At 44.8% G+C, this 18,684-nt stretch carries 18 protein-coding genes; 2 read left to right on the top strand and 16 right to left on the bottom strand.

Annotated features, from left to right (window positions below; all coding sequences use genetic code 11):
- Positions 1–33: 33 nt before the first annotated feature.
- A complete protein-coding gene (locus ACN6NF_RS08475) occupies positions 34–678 on the bottom strand; it encodes an O-methyltransferase (RefSeq protein WP_474316796.1) in 645 nt (214 codons plus the stop codon).
- Between the two features lie 156 nt (positions 679–834).
- On the opposite strand from ACN6NF_RS08475, the gene ACN6NF_RS08470 reads away from it, so the two are divergent.
- Entirely contained in the window at positions 835–1,995 is a 1,161-nt protein-coding gene (locus ACN6NF_RS08470) for a THUMP domain-containing class I SAM-dependent RNA methyltransferase (RefSeq protein WP_474316795.1), read from the top strand.
- Between the two features lie 187 nt (positions 1,996–2,182).
- Positions 2,183–4,165, top strand: a complete 1,983-nt coding sequence (locus tag ACN6NF_RS08465; protein WP_474316793.1) for an LTA synthase family protein — start codon at positions 2,183–2,185, stop codon at positions 4,163–4,165.
- A 127-nt stretch (positions 4,166–4,292) separates the two neighbouring features.
- On the opposite strand, the gene ACN6NF_RS08460 is transcribed toward ACN6NF_RS08465, so the two are convergent.
- From ACN6NF_RS08460 to ACN6NF_RS08390, 15 genes are all read right to left on the bottom strand, one after another.
- Complete coding sequence (locus ACN6NF_RS08460; protein ID WP_013370464.1) at positions 4,293–4,562, bottom strand: hypothetical protein; 270 nt, start codon at positions 4,560–4,562, stop codon at positions 4,293–4,295.
- A 92-nt stretch (positions 4,563–4,654) separates the two neighbouring features.
- Positions 4,655–4,876 (bottom strand): YuzB family protein, encoded by a 222-nt coding sequence (locus tag ACN6NF_RS08455; protein ID WP_013370463.1) that lies wholly within the window; start codon positions 4,874–4,876, stop codon positions 4,655–4,657.
- Between the two features lie 23 nt (positions 4,877–4,899).
- Positions 4,900–5,202, bottom strand: coding sequence for an iron-sulfur cluster assembly accessory protein (locus ACN6NF_RS08450; protein WP_013370462.1), 303 nt, complete (start codon positions 5,200–5,202; stop codon positions 4,900–4,902).
- Between the two features lie 206 nt (positions 5,203–5,408).
- Positions 5,409–5,675, bottom strand: coding sequence for a hypothetical protein (locus ACN6NF_RS08445; RefSeq protein WP_017425861.1), 267 nt, complete (start codon positions 5,673–5,675; stop codon positions 5,409–5,411).
- 136 nt (positions 5,676–5,811) lie between these two features.
- Positions 5,812–7,032 carry a M14 family metallopeptidase gene (locus tag ACN6NF_RS08440; RefSeq protein WP_040101674.1) on the bottom strand — a complete coding sequence of 407 codons (1,221 nt, stop codon included), beginning with the start codon at positions 7,030–7,032 and terminating at the stop codon, positions 5,812–5,814.
- A 119-nt stretch (positions 7,033–7,151) separates the two neighbouring features.
- Entirely contained in the window at positions 7,152–7,961 is an 810-nt protein-coding gene (racE, locus tag ACN6NF_RS08435; RefSeq protein ID WP_327196939.1) for a glutamate racemase, read from the bottom strand.
- Positions 7,962–8,171: 210 nt separating this feature from the next.
- Positions 8,172–8,495: a YtxH domain-containing protein gene (locus ACN6NF_RS08430; RefSeq protein WP_474316790.1), complete on the bottom strand. Its 324-nt coding sequence runs from the start codon at positions 8,493–8,495 to the stop codon at positions 8,172–8,174.
- 97 nt (positions 8,496–8,592) lie between these two features.
- Complete coding sequence (locus tag ACN6NF_RS08425) at positions 8,593–9,240, bottom strand: helix-turn-helix transcriptional regulator (protein WP_016819697.1); 648 nt, start codon at positions 9,238–9,240, stop codon at positions 8,593–8,595.
- Between the two features lie 8 nt (positions 9,241–9,248).
- Positions 9,249–9,689 (bottom strand): DUF86 domain-containing protein, encoded by a 441-nt coding sequence (locus ACN6NF_RS08420; protein ID WP_474316786.1) that lies wholly within the window; start codon positions 9,687–9,689, stop codon positions 9,249–9,251.
- 24 nt (positions 9,690–9,713) lie between these two features.
- Positions 9,714–10,001, bottom strand: coding sequence for a Dabb family protein (locus tag ACN6NF_RS08415; protein WP_013309679.1), 288 nt, complete (start codon positions 9,999–10,001; stop codon positions 9,714–9,716).
- An 80-nt stretch (positions 10,002–10,081) separates the two neighbouring features.
- Positions 10,082–10,507 carry a phage holin family protein gene (locus tag ACN6NF_RS08410; RefSeq protein ID WP_016819695.1) on the bottom strand — a complete coding sequence of 142 codons (426 nt, stop codon included), beginning with the start codon at positions 10,505–10,507 and terminating at the stop codon, positions 10,082–10,084.
- Between the two features lie 333 nt (positions 10,508–10,840).
- Positions 10,841–11,977, bottom strand: coding sequence for a polysaccharide deacetylase family protein (locus ACN6NF_RS08405; protein ID WP_306459333.1), 1,137 nt, complete (start codon positions 11,975–11,977; stop codon positions 10,841–10,843).
- A 511-nt stretch (positions 11,978–12,488) separates the two neighbouring features.
- Positions 12,489–12,791: a hypothetical protein gene (locus ACN6NF_RS08400; protein WP_474316783.1), complete on the bottom strand. Its 303-nt coding sequence runs from the start codon at positions 12,789–12,791 to the stop codon at positions 12,489–12,491.
- 143 nt (positions 12,792–12,934) lie between these two features.
- Positions 12,935–13,246 (bottom strand): hypothetical protein, encoded by a 312-nt coding sequence (locus ACN6NF_RS08395; RefSeq protein ID WP_474316781.1) that lies wholly within the window; start codon positions 13,244–13,246, stop codon positions 12,935–12,937.
- Positions 13,247–13,263: 17 nt separating this feature from the next.
- Positions 13,264–18,678: a polymorphic toxin-type HINT domain-containing protein gene (locus tag ACN6NF_RS08390; protein WP_474316779.1), complete on the bottom strand. Its 5,415-nt coding sequence runs from the start codon at positions 18,676–18,678 to the stop codon at positions 13,264–13,266.
- Positions 18,679–18,684 lie beyond the last annotated feature (6 nt).

Genomic DNA, 18,684 nt, shown 5'->3' with positions numbered 1-18,684 from the left:
TTCTTTTGGTATAGCTTCACTTAGGGACGCCCGTTACTTCACTCGTGCCAATGCCAATCCATCATAAGCTGGCAAAAGCGTACTGACTAGCCGTGGGTCCGTCGCTATCGTTTCGTTAAAACGTCTCACGGCCTGCACGGCAGGTCCGTTCTTGTCTGTGTTCAGTGTCCGTCCCCGAAGAAAACAGTTATCTCCGGCAATTATAGCGCCTGGATTGGCCAGTGCAATCGCATACTCCAGATACACTGGGTAATTTTCCTTATCCGCATCAATAAAGAAAAAATCAAAAGTCTTTCCTTCTTCCTGAAGCTTCTTCAGGCTGTCCACTGCGGGTCCAATACGATACTCGACACGATCACCGTAGCCATTGTTTTTCATATGTTGATGAGCCAGCGCTGCATACGCCTCTTTTAGCTCCAGAGACACGATGCTACCTTTCTCTCCAAGCCCACGGGCTAGGCATAATCCACTGTATCCTCCTAATGCTCCGATCTCCAGTACTTGCTGTGCACCAGAGACTTCAATAAGAAAGGTTAACAGCTTTCCATAGGGGTGAGCAACCGATACCTCCGGCATCCCTTCTTTAACAATAGCCTCCCTAATGCTGCGCAGCGCTTCATCTTCCTGTACCAGCTGGTCTACATATTGTTCAGGTGTCATATTAGGTGTGATTTCCACGTTTCATCTCTCCTTCTTGCTTTATCATAACGCAGGTTGGACACGGTGTCCTTCGTAAATTATTTGCCTTAACGATTTGTCTCTTCGAGTACAATGACCTATACTATAGGGATTGAACCAAGCTTACATGATTATGAGACGGAGTGAATACGTTTAATGACTCAACTGCAACTAATTGCAACTGCGCCGATGGGACTGGAAGCCGTTGTGGCCCGAGAACTCAGAGAACTGGGGTACACGGATCTGACCGTCGAGAATGGCCGCGTCGTTTTTTCCGGAGATTATAAGGATATATGCCGATGCAACCTGTGGCTTCGCACATCTGACCGCGTTCTTATTAAAATGGGCGAATTTGCTGCAACTACCTTCGACGAGCTGTTCGAGGGTACCAAAGCATTGCCTTGGCAGGATTGGATTCCTGTAGATGGTGAATTTCCTGTAGAGGGACGTTCACACAAATCACAGCTTAGTAGCGTACCAGCCAGTCAAGGAATCGTCAAGAAGGCGATCGTAGAGAAACTCAAGGAAACCTACCATACAGACTGGTTTGCTGAAGATGGTCCTCGTTACGTCATTGAGGTCATTCTATTGAATGACCGTGCACTGATAACGCTGGACACAACTGGTCCAGGACTGCACAAACGAGGCTACCGCAAGCTTGTTACAGAGGCGCCACTCAAAGAAACAATGGCTTCCGCTCTTATTCAGCTTAGTCGCTGGAGCCCGGATCGACCATTCTATGATCCGTGCTGCGGTTCCGGTACTTTATTGGTCGAAGCTGCTATGCAAGCATGGAACATTGCTCCAGGCCTGAGACGTACCTTTAACTCGGAAGACTGGCCTGTCATTGGCAGAGAATTATGGGATCAGGCTCGCGATGAGGCGATGGATCTGACTCGTGATGACATTCCTTTTGAAATTGCAGGTAGCGATATCGATCCTAGCGCTATACAAGTTGCTGAAGCAGCTGTAAAAGCAGCAGGCTTTGCTAAAGACATCTCACTAAAGGTGCTGCCTGCCAGCAAGGTTAGGCTTGAGGGCCAGTATGGTGTGATGATTACAAATCCCCCTTATGGCGAAAGACTGAGCGAGCAAGCCGAGGTGGAAAAACTGATTCGTACGCTCGCTCGAACGGCAGCCGAAATGAAGACTTGGTCCTTCTTTGCCATCAGCTCCACCAAGCAATTTGAGCATTATTGGGGCCGCAAAGCCGACAAGCGCCGTAAGCTGTTTAACGGACGAATTGAATGCCAATACTATCAGTATCTGGGTCCTCTGCCTCCGCGCCGCAAAGATACTTCGCCGTTGCAGTCCTAAATATTCAAGCTATAGGCCAGGACAACGAACCCTTTGTTCGTTGTCCTGGCCTCATTTGTGCCGTATTTCTTTACTTAATCATTGAAATGCGCAGGATGAGCGCTATAATAATTAAAGGCATTTCGGTTTTAACATTACGTTAATGTGTAGTTTATACTAGCCGAACATTTCTGCCGGAGGGGGTAAAGTGTTGGTTATTCGCACGACCAGTGCAAGACGCACTGGTAACATGTTCAGCAGGCTGCTGCTGTCTCAATATTTCGGTTTAGTTCTGTTTTTTGTACTTATGATTGGCAAGCTTGTACTGATTCACTATAACCTGCATGCCCAAAATATCGACATGAATCCGCTGGATTATGTCATTGCTATTGGGTCGCTGTTGCTTGTAAGCTTCTGGACCTTATGGCTGCCACGTCGCGGACGTTTGATTGCTCTTGTGGTGCTCGATATATTGCTCACCGCGCTCATTTATTCCGATATGGTTTATTATCGGTATTTCCAGGATTTCATTACGATTCCCGTTTTGCTTCAAGCTGGACAAGTTGATTCTCTGGGTGGAAGCATCGCATCCCTTATGAACTGGTGGGATATTTTCTTTTTTGCAGACTGGATTTTATTCATTCCGTATGTCATATTCGTGGCTTCGTTACGGCGTCGGTTTACAACGAATGATCATTACTTGGAAGCATCACGAAGCTCTTTCACAAAAAAATTTCTGTTTCGCTTCTCCAAGGGGGCATTGGCTTTCCTGATTGGCTATGTTTTGACATTTGGACCGATCAAAATATATACCTCCACTTGGGCAACCGGCATATTTGTCGGCAACTGGTGGTCAATGGCCTTGTACAACGTAACCGGATTGATCGGATTTCATGGATATGATATCTACCGCTACGGTCAGGACCATCTTGGGCCACAGCCTACATTGGCTCAGGTGGAATCCGATAAAGATAAAGAATGGTTCAATCAACACCAGAAATTACTTCAGGTAAAAAATGAACTCTACGGCAAGTATAAGGGCAAAAATGTGATGGTCATCCAAGCTGAAGCGTTCATGAACTTTTTTATCGGCAAACAGATCAACGGTCAAGCAATTACGCCTAACTTTGACAAACTGACGAAAGAAAGTATGTATTTCAATAATTATTTCCATCAAACTGCACAGGGTCGTACATCGGACGCAGACTTCTCTACCCACGCTTCGCTGCATCCGCTCCCTACGGGTTCTGTATTTATCCGTTATGCGGACCATAAATTCGATACGTTGCCTTCCATCTTGAAGGATACAGGTTATAGTCCTAATGCGTTTCACGTGTACGACAGCAGCTTCTGGAACCGTTACACAATGTATAAGGCAATGAACTATGACAAGTTCTACAGTAAAAAGGATTTTAAAATAGATGAGCCCCTCGGCTGGTCCCTGGGAGACAAATCCTTTTTTAGACAAACGCTCAACGATCTCACAACCGAAGTGAAGCAGCCGTTCTACGCCTATATGGTCGGTATTTCGAGCCATCATCCGTACAACCTGTCACCTGACGCTGTAGATTTGGATGTTGGCGAGTTTGAAGGTACGATGTTCGGAGACTATCTGAAATCCGTCCATTATGTGGATGAGGCTTTGGGTGAATTGGTAGATCAGATGAAGAAAGATGGATTGTGGGATAATACGATTCTAATGTTCTATGGGGATCATGACAATTCCATTAAAGAAAAAGCTCTGTATGAAAAGCTTTTGGGCAAGCCACTCACGGATTTAGACATGCAGAAAATCATGAACCAAGTGCCATTACTTGTGCATCTTCCTGACGGAAGTCAGGCGGGTACGTATACAGAACCGGCAGGTCAGTTGGATCTGACGCCTTCCGTAATGCATCTACTTGGGATTTCTACAAAACCGTATCATTTTATGGGTAACGATTTGTTTAGCGGAAAGCCTCGTATGGTTGTGCTGCGTACTGGTGCTTTCACGGATGGACGAGTGTATTACATTCCATCTGAGGATGGTACATTCTCCAAGGGAACCTGTTACAACATGACTACAGGCCAACCTACAGATGTGAACGCCTGTGGGCCGGGCTATACTGAAGCTCTCAATCGATTGAACATATCCGATCAGGTTATCACATACGATCTTATTCGCGAATGGGAGACTCAAGCAAAGAAGTAACAAAAATATCGATTGCATAATTGCCTGATATATAACAAAAATCCCGATCCACCGCCCTAACAAGCTGATGGATCGGGATTTTTGTTATTGACAGTCATTGGACTGCGCTCGTTACCATTAAAATTATTCAGGAACGCAGCGTTTTTTTAGCCTGATCAAGACGTTGTACCTCTTCACCAAGCATTTCCTCAGCAACTTCTACTGCATCGTCACCAAGGCTATCCTTTGCCTGCTGTATAGCATGCTCTGCATGAGTGCGAGATTGTTCTGCCTGCTCAATCAGCTGCTCAGCCGGATGTGACAATGCCTGTGACACGGCATTATGAAGCTTATCCACCGAGTTTTGTGTTTGAGCCTCGACACTGTGATTGTCGAGATTGGAATCATATTGGGCCATGATTCACTCCTCCTTCTGGGCATGGTTTACAACTGTTAGCATGGATCAGAAGGAGGGAAACTATTCAAAAGGTGAAACGCTGCGCACTCTAACTATTTTATAAAACGTGCAGCCTTCTCTAATACTTCATCCTCTGTGGCCGCACTCACATAACGTCCATTTACATACACAAACGCCCGTTTTCCACAAGGACCGCAATACGATTTGCAACCGATTTTGATCTCGGCATCAGGTGCCATCTTTTTCAACTTAGGCAAGATCGTTTTTAAGCGGATATGATTGCACTCATCACATACGCGAATATCATTGGCCATCTGTCATCCCTCCGAGCTCCGGCTTAGTGATCGCCGTGATTACCTTGGGAAGGGTTAGTAATAACAAATCCTTCTTCGGGGAAGTACAAGTAATCAATTTTTACACCATCCAGCAACGGCTGACCGCTTTCCAAAATTACATCAATGCCTTTATCTGTAGATACAACAGTATCTGTTTCCTTAGGCGTGTCCAAATCTAGCCCGTAATGAGCATGATCTCCATGAGCATGAGTAATAACAACGCGCAGGCTCTTCCCTTGGTTCTCTTCCTTATCCAATTCAAGCTTCAATACTTTAGCTGCATTGCGAGTAATTTTGCAGTTCATTAAACTTCATCTCCTTCATATTCATTAAATGCAATGTGGTCGATGGAAATATATCCACACCACACAACCTAGCGGATAAAATCAACAATCCTAAAAATTAGCATCTTTCCTTGATGAAAAAAAGTTGTGCAGCATAGCACAAGGCAATATTCCTATTGTAAAGAAAATCGCAAAAAATCGCAATCACGAAAATCATAAGTTTACATCTATCGAACACGTACGTGCTGTTTTTCAATCACATCAGGATATTTTCGTTCAGCACGGGTGACGAACCAATTCATAAGCAATAACGTCACACCAATGTCGTCGATGGGCATAAATGGCATGACATCAGGCAGTATCCAGTAAAGCAATACAGGCACCGCAAAAAGTAATTTTTCACCCAAAGGAATCCTCGAAGAGGTAATCAATCGGGGAATACGACGAAATACATGTGACCACTGACGGAGAGATAGTAGTTTTTTCCACTTCATAGGTTGTTCACTCCATTTCCAATGCTCCTAAGTATATATACCCTATGGAAGGGACAAGTAAAGAGGAACACGTGTAAAAAACGTGCTCCTCCTAATACGCGCAAATAATGCAATACGTTTCAGCGGGTCCGATCTGTTACCATGACAGCACCGTCGCCATTAACATGCCAACTTCTGCTGCAATATCGTCATAATCACGCATAGGCAGCGGATTTACGCCCAGACCGACTTCAACGGTAAATCCCGGTTTACCAAACCGCTGTATAAACCAATCCTTATACCCTGCATCGCTTCCCCCCAGCTTTACCGCCCGATACCCTGTTGCGGCAGCCAGCTGCAATGCCCAATCTCGGCTCTCCTTAGGCTCTAGATCCCGATAATTCCAATAGATTTCCTGTCCTTGGCTGTGTATGGATAATACCATGTCGAACTGTTCGCGCTCCGTTAAATCCGCAAGGGCCTTGGACTCTGGCTCAGACAAAGGTGCAGGTCCTGCGTAGTCTCGTCGAGATGGACCTGTTTTACCGCGTCTGCGCACCTCCTCCTCCCAATACGCCGGAAACTGATCGTTGAGGTCGACACCGCGAATATTGGCCTTCCAGCCGCGGTAATCAGCACGTCCTTCATTCCACTTTCTGAGTTCATGATACAGCGGATGAGTGGGGAGTATACCCTGTTGCACCAGTTCTACTCCATCCGGATTGACCATCGGTACCACCCATAAGGATGTATGTTCCATTAATTTCATCGGAGAGCCCGCATACACCCATTGAGAATTCCCAGCAAGTTCTCCAGACCCATTAATCCCTTGTGCATATTGTTCTATAAAACGCAGCAAACAAGGCGTCGTCAGCCATTCGTTAGCATGTACAGAAGCGTTGGCATGAATTTTCCTCGTTCCCTGCCCAATCCGTATATAAGGGATATCCTTCCCCATGACACTGGTGCCAATGCTGCCAACTTCAATAAACGGATATTTGTGGGCCAATGCCTCCAGGTCTTCCTTTAAATCTTCATAACTGTACTCTCCACGTAACCGTACAATCTGATCCTGATGGTCATCAGGAATAATAATTATCTTTCCTTCCACAAAATCATGCTCCGCAAGCCTCGAATTAGCGAGCCGCAGCTCATCAAGCTCTACACCGAACTGTTTGGCAATCTGTCTTGCATTCTCCCCAGGCTGAATAACGTATTTACGATCCGTAGACGGACGAATATATAGCAATTGACCACAAATCAGATAGGGTTGCGTGGCGGCCCACGGATTATCTGCGATCAAAGTATCCGCGGATAGTTTAAAAGCCGAGGCGACCCGGTGCAATGTATCTCCTTTTTGAACGATATATTCCCTCATCTTACTACGCCCCTTCCATCTGCCTTACTGCATGTTATGCAGACGCTGCGTGTCTTGATGTAGCGAAAAGCAAAACAACCAACTTCTTTTGTCCAATGACAAAAAAGTTGGTTGTCTCGTTAATCCAGATGGGTGACTTGCCAGACAACAGGCGTTTGCCGAATCTGCTCCCCAAGCCACTGTGCGGCAATGCGCTGGAACAACTCTGGATCACCGGAACAAAAAAGCTGATGCACCGGCGTTTCGTCCCCGGCCTCTAACTTGCCCTTGTTATACAAAATGGTACTCGTCTCTCGTGCAGTTTCATCTGCCGAGCTAATAAGCTTCACCGCAGGACCCATGACTTCCTGAATCGTTTCCTTCAAAAAAGGATAATGCGTACAACCAAGAATCAGACAATCAATCGGATACGTTTGAATAGGCCTCAATGATTCCTCCACAACCTGCGATGTTGTCTTGGAGCGGAACAACCCTTGTTCCACCAAAGGCACAAGTGCAGGGCAAGCGTGGCTTACCACGTCTACATAGGGAGACAACTGCTTGAGCGCAGTTGTATATGCTCCGCTTCGAATCGTACCGACAGTTCCGATCACCCCGACATACCCGGTAGCGGTCGCGCTGATCGCAGCACGAGCTCCAGGGTGGATAACTCCGATCACCGGAATGGATACCTTTTGGCTTATATACTCTAATGCCGCAGCCGTTGCTGTGTTACAAGCAATAATAATGACTTTCGGATTAAACTGAATCAGAAAATCAACCATTTGCTCTGTAAATTTTTTAACCTCTTCCGATGGTCGGGGACCATACGGGGTGCGCGCAGTGTCTCCAAAATAAATGATTTTTTCCCGCGGAAGCTGACGCATGACTTCTTTAACAACCGTCAGACCTCCTACACCGGAATCCAATATTGCAATCGCTTGCTGCACGTACACACCGCTTCCTTTTTTTGTTTAAATATGAGTTATTTCATCTCAGAAATCTATCCGTTGCTACATACCTTATGTCGTGTTGGAGTAAAAGGTACCCCCAAAGATTACCCTAAAACGAAGAAGCGATCAACAAAAAGGCTTCATCCCAACGGGAGAAGCCACAAACTCAAGTCATAGTCAGTTGTTTCGCCTACGATATACGGACAGTTACAAAGCATCCTCTTCCTTATTCTCTTGATCAGGCAGAGATGAAATGCTAACCTCTGGAACAATATCACTCTTTTTACGCCATTGACCTATTTCGTGAATGACGGCTGAGGCTGTCTCCTTAATTTTGTCAGTATACTCCATGGAGGTGTCTGATATTTTCCCTGCAAGCTCCTGCCCCTTGTCACTCACATGACGTGCCTGGTCTGTAATATCCTGACGCAGCTCGCGACCTGACTTAGGAGCAAATAACAACGCAGCAACCGAACCAGCAATGCTGCCTGCTAACGCGCCACGGATAAAGCTTTTGTAGTTCTCCTTCATATTCATCTCTCCCTTGTGCCCGGGCGAATGCCCATCTGTTAATGCATTATAAGCATGGAGAGCCTGTCATGATACAGAGAACAAGCCAGAAAAATTTCTACTTATTTTTGGAGCGGATACGATACAAGCAGCAACGGCCTCCATCCGCCAAACAATCCTCACGGACAACCTCGGCATCAAGCAGCTCCTCAAACATTTGCTGTTCGCACTCACAAGCCTTGCGGTAACGATTGGCAATCTGAGAGATCGGACAATTGTACTCCATAATAGAGTAACTTCCATCCTCTTCCTCACGCCACTCTGCCATATAACCTGAAGCGTTCTGGATGCCCGAAAGCTTTTCTACACGTGAAGCTAGTGTAGACTCACTCTCGATGTGAGGGGCGTAGCGCTTCATCATTTTACGTTTTCTACCATCAAACAACGAATGAACAGCTTCCATTCCCTGCTCTTCATCCAGCTCCTCTAACAGTTCCAGTAACAGATGATCATAATTACGAGGAAACTGTTCGCTTCCCTGATCGCTCAGGCTGTATAAAAACGTCGGACGTCCCATCGCCTGTCTCAGGATCGTAGCCACAATCAGACCATCCTGCTCCATCAATTTGAGATGCCTGCGCACCCCCATTTCGGTAATGCCCAATTGAGCTGCCAAGCTTCCGACGCCCACAGGTCCCTGGGTTTTCAATAGTGTCAAGATCATGCGCCTAGTGGGCATTTCGGGTACGATATACTTATCCGTCACTTTTGCCTTTACACTCCCTCGGGCTGAGGACCCAATTCCTTATTTAAATAATCGTGCACGTTAGATACAAAAAGCTCCAGCAACCCAGGCAGCTTAAGTGTAAGTGGGTGAAGGCTTGTCCGGTCCCAATGGAAATACTCCTGTACTAAGGGTTTGCGCAAGGCTACCAGCTCTAATAGTGAATGAAACACGGTATCTTCCAATACACCTTCCTCATGAATGATACCGATAATGTCCTCATAGCTACTGGCGTCACGCATAATAAAACCGTCGATGATATAGCTTCCTACGTCTGTTACCGTCTCAATGGCCAGATGAAGGCAACGCTCCTGCACGAGCCCCTGCAACAAATCGCCGTTCCAGGCAGCGGATGTCTGGCGAAGCCCGGCGACAATGTCGGGAACGGCCCCTAGTCGAAGCTCAATTTGTTCCCGGTTGACATAATACAAAGTTCTGCACCTCCAGTAACCGCTTTAGATTTCATAATCAACTGCGATAGATACATCCTTCACTTCATTCATGTGTACAATAATTTCCTGATGAACAGGGTGTACCTGATACGTTTGCAAGTCTTCCAGTGTTTCAACCACAGCGGTAAGGGAAATATCATAAGAACGTTCCGAACGAATCACATCCGTACCTACTTCGAGTGACAGCAGCTCTTTGATCTTGCCATTCATGCTGCGCAAAATAGATGCCGTATGTTCAATGCTTTCAGGGGAGCGATCTTTCAATTTGAACAAAACAATATGTTTAATCATGCGATAGGCTCCTTATCTTAAAAATGTTCTCTTGAAAATTTTATCATAACGCCCCACATACGGAAAGAAACTTTGTAATCTTAGCGATCTTTTCCACCATTTTTACCATCAGACTCCTTGTCCTTTAGTAGGGCAAAAAAATTCTTAAGCTTCGGTGGAAGCGGCAGACCCATTCGTGAACAGTTTTCTGTAATCGAGATCAATTCGTTGGATAAATAAAAATACGTTGCCGCCCCCTTCATGATTTCCGTACCCATCAGAAGATCCATATGATGTGCCAAAGAAATCACCATGAGCATTAAAGCCTTTCTCGCCAACCCCCAAAAGCCAGCTTTACTACTTAACCCTTGCCCAGTCTTCACGGCAGCAGCGACTCCAGTTACATAATCAACAGCCATGGCAACGGTGAATAGCACCATAAGCTGATTCCAGCCGCCAAAGGCAAACGTAATAATGGCTCCTGCGGTGGCACAAATCATACTAAACATACTCGGATTAATATTCATACCTGCTCCTCCTCTCGGGGCGGTTATTGCAATATATGCAGCGACGTCGTCACCCGTAAAGTCATATAACCTGTACATAGATATCAATTCATAGATTCATATAAAACAAGCTGTGAAATTCACCATTTCCGAGCAAATACAATAAAAGCACCTTCAAAGCCCCTATAAAGGAGCGATAAAGGTGCCTTACTTATTTTTTGAGGGAATATAACAATTGTGCATCTACTTTATCCATGACGCTTGGTTTCTGCTTATCCTTTATATAAAAAAACAGGCTACCCCCTCTCAAAAAATTGAAGTAGGGCAGCCTGCTTTCCTTTCAAGTTTATTCAATTAACGGTGATCATTCCAAAAATTAAGCGGAGTCAGGTTATCATTTAACGGCTCGAACGAATATCCTTCTTTCTGCAAGGCTGCCATGATTTGTGGAAGCACCTTGATCGTAGATGGCTTATCATGCATAAGAACGACTGGTGTTCTGCCTTGCTTTTTCAATCTCTTAATATCACTGAGGACCGTCTGTACAAAATGCTCCGGATTTTTAGTATAACGCCAATCATTCGAATCTATGTTCCAGTCCCAAATATGATAGCCTGCACCCGTCAGTTGATCACGGTATGCTTTCTTCAAATAGGGTTTGCTGCCATAAGGTGTACGAATCAAAGAAGTGCGTTTCCCTGTGGCCTTAAATAAAATCTCATTATCCTGATTCATCTCTGCCAGTGCCGCTGCCGGGGATGCATAGATCTTTTTCACCTGGTGTGTCATCCCATGCAGACCCAAACCATGCCCTGCGTCTACCATTCTCTTCATCACCGCGCTATGTTGACGAATTTCAGGTCCCAACATGAAGAACGTAGCCTTGGCATTATATTTGTCCAGAATATCCAGCAGCTGCGACGTGTGCGCCGTTGGACCATCATCAAAGCTCAAATAGATTGTACGGCTGGAAGGCTTGGCATTTTCCGTGCTGCCTGTATTGCTAGTTTTGCCTGGCTTAACAGCTGCATACTGTTTAATTTCTGCCGCGAATGTATTCAAGAACTGAGCATCAGACAAACTAGCGTTTGCATTCTGAATTCGATACACATTACTCGTAGGAATCGTAATAGTGAAGCCAAACGCATCGGTCAAAGTGCGGATTGGCACCATCGTACGTCCTCCACGCTCAAACACATCACCCTTGTTCAAATCCAGCGTAAAGCTGCGATTATGCCCAGTCAGCACCAATGTATTTCCATTGGCCGAAGTAGAAATGCCCATCTTTTGCCCCAGTGTCACGATAGGAACATACAACTTATCATTTTCCATTACAGGCTTAATCGTATTCGAATCTAGCAACACATCATTAACCCCAAGCAAAGGAGCCTTCGCTTGTGCACTCGCTGTATTCGTATGTATACCTAGCAACCCCAAACAACAGATTGCCATCAAGCATACAGCCATCCATTTTACTTTTAAAAGCTTCATCATTACACCATCCTGTGCTGTATTTTATAATGTGCGGGAGCTATCTCTAGCTTGTCTATGAAGTTATACAGACATGACGATATAGACATGGCAATATAGACATTCACTCAACATATAGAACATAAACGCATCTCAATCGACTGAACCGGACGTCTTTTGGCCCCCTATACATATTAATAGATTAACAGACTATAGTAGGTAAATATAGTAAAACAATTTGAAAACAATCTCGCAATCCATCTTACCAAATAAGTTACAAAGTTGTGAATAAATCGACTGAGTTAAAAAGAATACAAGTGAGTAGTATATCCTTTTAATGGAATTAGGGGCCTATCGGATGAAAATGAAGGTAAAGTGCTTGGAGCAAAATAGCAGTGGTATCTGAAGGTATTGTATATCTAATAGAATATGGAGTGTCGTAGAGGAGTATCATTTAACCCGTTTACTTGGTACTAGGTAGTGATATAAAGAATACCTTGAGGATTGTCGTCCTCAAGGTCTCTCCAGTTGCCTATTCTATTAATGATACTTCAAATCTCTTTTTAACTTCATCCAGATAATTGTCAAGAAATAAATTCTTATTTGTAAAGCCATAGTCTCCCTCATCAATAGATGAATAATATTCCTGATGAAATAAAACATTGAAATGTTGTTTAAAATCTGAACCTTTTTTAATGACAATACATCTAAATAAATGATCAATGTCAATTGCTTTAATAATATCTTCCTTTTGCATTGCCGAAAACCACATTATTTTCGGCGGTGTCTGATTCGGCTCATCCCAATGAGGTATAGATTCCTTCCATGGCAACACCCACTCGGAAAGGAGTTATAGAGCTTAAATTCGTTTGGACTTAGCCGTCCAATTCATTCGGCACTGGGTGGGGGTAAAGTAAAGACCTTGAGATGGCATACTCTCAAGGTCTTTCTCTTGCCCAAAATTTACATTAAATTTTATCAATCATCATCCATATTCATTACTCTTCTCTTCTCATCTAGCCATTCCTCTTCTCTTCTCACCCATTCTTCAGGACTTAATTTCTCGTCGGTCCAGAACGTAGAAGAGTCCACAGCATTACCATCTTTATCGGTTGCAATAACAGATGTCCTACTTTTACCGAAAACCAAATTAGGACAAATTTGATGACCATCTTGGTTGTAAGTTAAACAATGGACACCTATATTTCCCTTACAACATTTTGAATCATGATTCACTTCATTTTCTTCATAGAAACAATTTGCCTCTAGAACAATATGTTTCCATCCCATAGGACTCCTCCTTACACTCAAAAAGCAGCATTTAATTCCCTAATGACGGCCTTGTAGTCGTGGTTGTTTATTCCAAGCCACTCAATTACACCGTTTTCTCGAATTATTCCATAAGCCCGATAAGAACCATCAACTCGGGCAGACACGTACTTTCTACCGCTTGGAGCACCATTTAGGTACTCAAAATTCAGACTTGGATGGTCCGGATTCTGCTTGAATTGTTTAAAAGCCGCATTTGCCTTTTCTTGTATATTTTTGGAAAGTTTATCGTACGATTTGTTAAATCCTTTACTCTTAATACTGGTGTATCCACACGCACCTATATTATGAACCCAAATATTAAGGTCACTGACAAAGTAGGTATGGAACTCATCAACCGTCATGTTGTAAACCGTGACGTGCTTGTGTTGCACTTTAATGCTTTCTATCTTGAGTGTATTCCCGTCACTCTGAACAAGCAAGTCACCGAGTTTAAGGTCTTTGACGAACTCCCACCCCTTGCCTTCCACATAGAAAGGATGATTGAAGGTCGATTCAATAACTTGGTTACCCACTTTAATTTGGTAAATCTCATCCGTCTTGTGATTAAACGTAGCCGTAACCTCTTTATAAGCTACCTTACCCGTTGCTTCATCTTTGGAAAGAACCCTATCTCCGACCTCAATGTCTTCGATATTCTTCTCCCTTTCGTCTGTTTGAACCTTCGTACCTGCTGTAAAGCAATTACATTTACTTATAACATCTTTTACTGTTTTGCCCGTACTGGCGCTTTTGCCTTTAGTTACTTTAGCTATTGCAGGTCCTTCTACAAGAGAACCACTTACAAAACTTGCACACTGTACATCATAGTAGCAACCCATTACTGCATCAGATATACCTGATTTATCCCATTTAACACGAGCCGCGCCTTTAGGATACCATGTCCCCTGTTTCACCCCGGCAGCGTAAATAGACCGACCAAAATTAATAGAAATGGAATCTGGAATATAGTCTGCATTTTTACCTGAGCCACTGCAATATCCAGGGTGGGAATAATATTTCCCTCTAACCGTTGCTGTGCACCAGTTCCCGGTCGGGTCACTGTTTGTCAATGGATTATTATGCACATACGTATATCCATTCAAACTCAACGGTTCGTTTATCTCGCCCTGATACGTATCCTCGCCCATAAAACGGGCTGTACCCGGATCGTACCAGCGAGCCCGTAGGTACTGTAGCCCGGTCGTATCATCCCAATACTCACCAGCATAACGCAGCACATTCGGAACGGTCTCTTTGACCTTCTCCGGGCCGCCCCAGATATCGTAGCTGTAGCTATTCAGTTCCTTCCCCGAACTATCACTTAAGCCTACCACATCACCGTGACCGTTCAGCTGATAATATTGCAACTGTCCGCTTGCCTTTTCCTGTCTAGCCCACAGTTGACCGGACAAGTCATATACGTAAGCGTAGGTGATCTTGGCTGTTCCACCTTGGACTTCGGCCTCCGCAATCAGCTTCGCTTCTTCGTCATAGTAATACCGAGTCGTTTTGCCGCCCTCTGTACGCTCGTACAGTAGACCGTCTCCGTTATAGCTGTAACCTACCTCTTTGCCTTCACCGCTCACCTTTGTCAGACGGCTGGCAGAATCATACGTATATTCAGCATTTTTCATGCCGAACACTTTGCCACTGCCTTCAGCACTTCGGTTTCCATTCGGATCGTAGCCATAGGTCTTATTCTTTTCACCAGCGGCTTCGCTGGCAATACGGTTTGACGGGTCATATCCAAACTGGTCTGTTGTTCCGTTTTGTGTACGTCCGATGATGTTTTTATTCCCATCCCGCTCATAACCAAATTGGTGCAGCGCCGTACCGCCTTGTTCTACCGTAACCCCGGATAAATCCAGTCCGTTGTAGCTGAATCGCGTATTCAATCCTCTGCTTGAAGACTGACTTTTCAGCAACCCATTCGGAGCATACTCAAATGTCATATGATCCAATGATCCGCCCGCAGCAGCACTCGCTTCTCCCAAGCTTTGCACATTTGCTATACCAGCCCCAGCGCTAATGTCCATTTGAGTAACTTGGCCCACACTGTCCAGCTTGGATTGAACATGCATAGACGTGCCAGCAGCATCTGTTAGCACATAGCCTGTACGAGACTGCTTGTTGTATTCATAGCTGATGTGCGTACCATCAGGATACTTCAGCCCAGTCAACGACCCATCTGCTGGATCATAGGTATAGGTGGTCGTTCCCTGACCATCTGTCATGCTTTTTCTTCGTCCTGCGCTATCATAGGTGTAATTGGTTTTAAAATCAGGACCTGCCGCTTCGGTAACTAATCCGTCAGCGTTATATTGAAAGGTAATGGCCTCCGATTTTCCTGTCAACATACGGGAGACGGTTCCATCCGTATCGTAAATATTTAACGTAGTTCCTCCGCTTGATTTCTCAAGTAACGTACGTCTGCCCAACTCATCATACGAATACACATTCTTTTGCCCATCAGGATACTGAACGGTCTTCAAATTTCCGGCCAGATCATACATATAGCTGACCTGCTGTCCGGATGGATCGGTAACCGAGGTCATTTGTCCCAGAGCATCGTAATCATAGAGCGTGCGTTGACCATTACCGTCTGTCCGGCTAGTAACCATACCCGCATAATTATAAGCTAACGATTCCAGCGGCTGAAATGATCCATTTTTAGCTTCTTGTGTGGAAGTCACACGACCTAAAGCATCTGATACTTCACGCACACGATAACCGGACGCATCCGTCTGAGTGACAGAACGATCCGCCGCGTTATACGTCACAGTATCTGTTGTTCCATCCGCATAGGTCGTCTTCACAGGTCGTCCAAAGGCATCATAGGCATAGCGAGTGGTTGCTTGTTCGGCATCCGTGCTTTCTACCAAATCTCCATGCTCATCATAACCATAACCATAGATTGCATCACCCACTTGCTGCTGAAGCATCTGCCCGAACGGATTATACAATCTTTCGACGCTGACACCATCGGGTCCTGTGACAGTGACATCATTCGCATCATCCTTGTACACCACGACGGTTTGAGTTCCATCTGGATAAGTAACCTTCGTTACACGTCCCAAAGCGTCATATACATAGGACTCTGTTTTGCGCTTGGCATCTGTTTGGGACTTGATTTCTCCAGTCGGATAGTAGTCATACGTATACTCAACACCTTTAGGCAAAAGCTGCCTTGTTGGAAGCTGTGATCCATATGGCGACTTATAATCAATAGAAACATCTGTATAGTTTCTGTCATCTATGAGAACTTTCTGACCGCTTACATTCCCTTTTGCATTGTAAAAAGTATAGGTATGTGATAAAAGTTTCCCTTGCTCTGCACCTTCATAGTTTTTCAGTTCATACAATGCGCCCTCTGCTTTATAGGTTCGAACTGTCGTTCCAGTTTTTCCTTCACTTATTTTAGTAATCGTCTGGGTAGGTTGAACCCAGAAAAAAGGCTCACTAGAGGTTTTATACGTATGAACAGTCTCCAATCCGGTACTTTGGGATACTTTTAGTGGAAGACCATATTCATTGTAGTCATAGGAGGTGGTTACAGGTTCTGACGAAGAACCTCCCTCCGTATACGACTCTTGCATTTGCACAGGCAAATTCCAGTCCATGGCATCATTATATGTGTAATTTATATGATAGCCGGTAGAATCACCCTCTTGATCATAGCGGTTAAGAACAAGCTTGTCTGGTGTGTTATCTCCTCTAAAGACTTTACCAAAATGGAAGGTTTCTGTTGTACGCGTCCCTTTGGCAACCACCGTCCACTCAGCATTTTTGCCATAACTGGCTAGATCTTCTCCGGAATACGCGAAATCAATTTTATTTAAAAAACGATCGCCGGCAGTTGTACTGTACATATCAGCGCGTGAAGCCACCTTGAACACGCCTTGTGTACCGTACACGCCTATCTGCTTGTTATAGGCTTCATAGCGAATGTCTGTGATCGATGAAGTAGGTCGTACAATTCGTGTAAGGAGCGCGGTTTCATTGGGCTTTAGGGCTCCAGTCTTTCCTTCACCATCTATGACCACATTAAAAGGAGCATCCATGAATGTATACGCATAGCTTGTGCTTCGGGAAAGAGAATCCAATACTTCTGACAGCACCTTGCTGCTTCCCTCACTACTTTGTCGATAGGTATACTGATGGTCCGTGCCCTGCTCTTTAACAACAAGCTGTCCAGCATTGTAAGTGAAATCAAGCTCTTTGCCATCATTGTTTCGAATCGAACGAATAAGTTTTGCTCCACCAGAACTTGTATAATCAAATTCTACTCGATTCTTATACGCATCCTGGATCAAAATCAAATAACCGTCCTGATCGAGATAATAGTCGTTTCCATTCAGTACTGCTATTTTGTATGCACTGCTTACTCCCTGCACACTTGCGCTTTGATCTGTACTGATCTTCAGATCTTTGTATGCATATCCTTCTAGCTGCAAATCATCTCGCAGTTCATAGGAGCCTGTTCCCGGAATATACAAATACCGTTTACCATCCTGTTTCTGTATATGAGGAAGATCCCATTTCCAGCCTCTCCCCAGACCAGAAGCTGCTTCTTCCTCGCGGATCGCACTTGTGTTTGTATACAACCCTTCATTTTGCTGCACACCAAGCTGGTTACTTGCCAATGAACTGTTATACACACGAGTCAGTGCAAAGGGCAATGACCCCGGCAGTACCAAATCCGTATTTTGAACAACGAGCTGTCCTGAAGCGGTGGACACACTGTTGTCACCATAATCCATTCCATAACGCGACGTATCATCACTCAACCTGCTTTGTGCAATCGCCACCTGATCAAAAGGAGCATACACATCTGTTGTAGCAGATACCTGAAACAAACTCTGTTTAAGTAAATCCTGCCCGATTAGTCCGTTTTCTCCTGAAGTCGGAGCATATACGGAATCATTTACTCGGGGTATAGATGGGATATCCATCTCAGTCGTGTCTGGAGCCGGCGCTTTACCCTCTTCCTTATCTAGTGGATGTTGAGTTAGCTTTTCATCCTGGGTGACCTGAGCGGGCTTTTCCCCCTCCTTCAGCGCAGCCGACTCATCGGACGGCTCCATCTTTGCATTTGTACTCAATGTCAGTCCATTCTGCTGTACCCACAAGCTTGGACTTTGTTCTGGCAATGAGTTTTCTCCACCATCTTTTTGCCATGCTTTATAAATATCATATAAAGTATAGCCTTTGGATAACTGTGCATTGACCCACGCCTGATCCTTACCTGTTTGCTGTGCAAGCCATGCTCTGGTAATAATCTGTGGAGTAGAAGACGTAGAAGACTGAGAAGCTGCTGCCTCCCTCTGCCCTTCTTCTCCATATGCCCATGTGCTCCATGGACCCAGCAACATCAGCACACATAGTAGACTACAAATATAACGTTTAAACACTCGCTC

Source organism: Paenibacillus sp. TSM33 (genome assembly GCF_056099025.1).
Note: the sequence above shows the minus strand (reverse complement) of the source record. Positions and strands in the feature narration are given on the sequence as shown.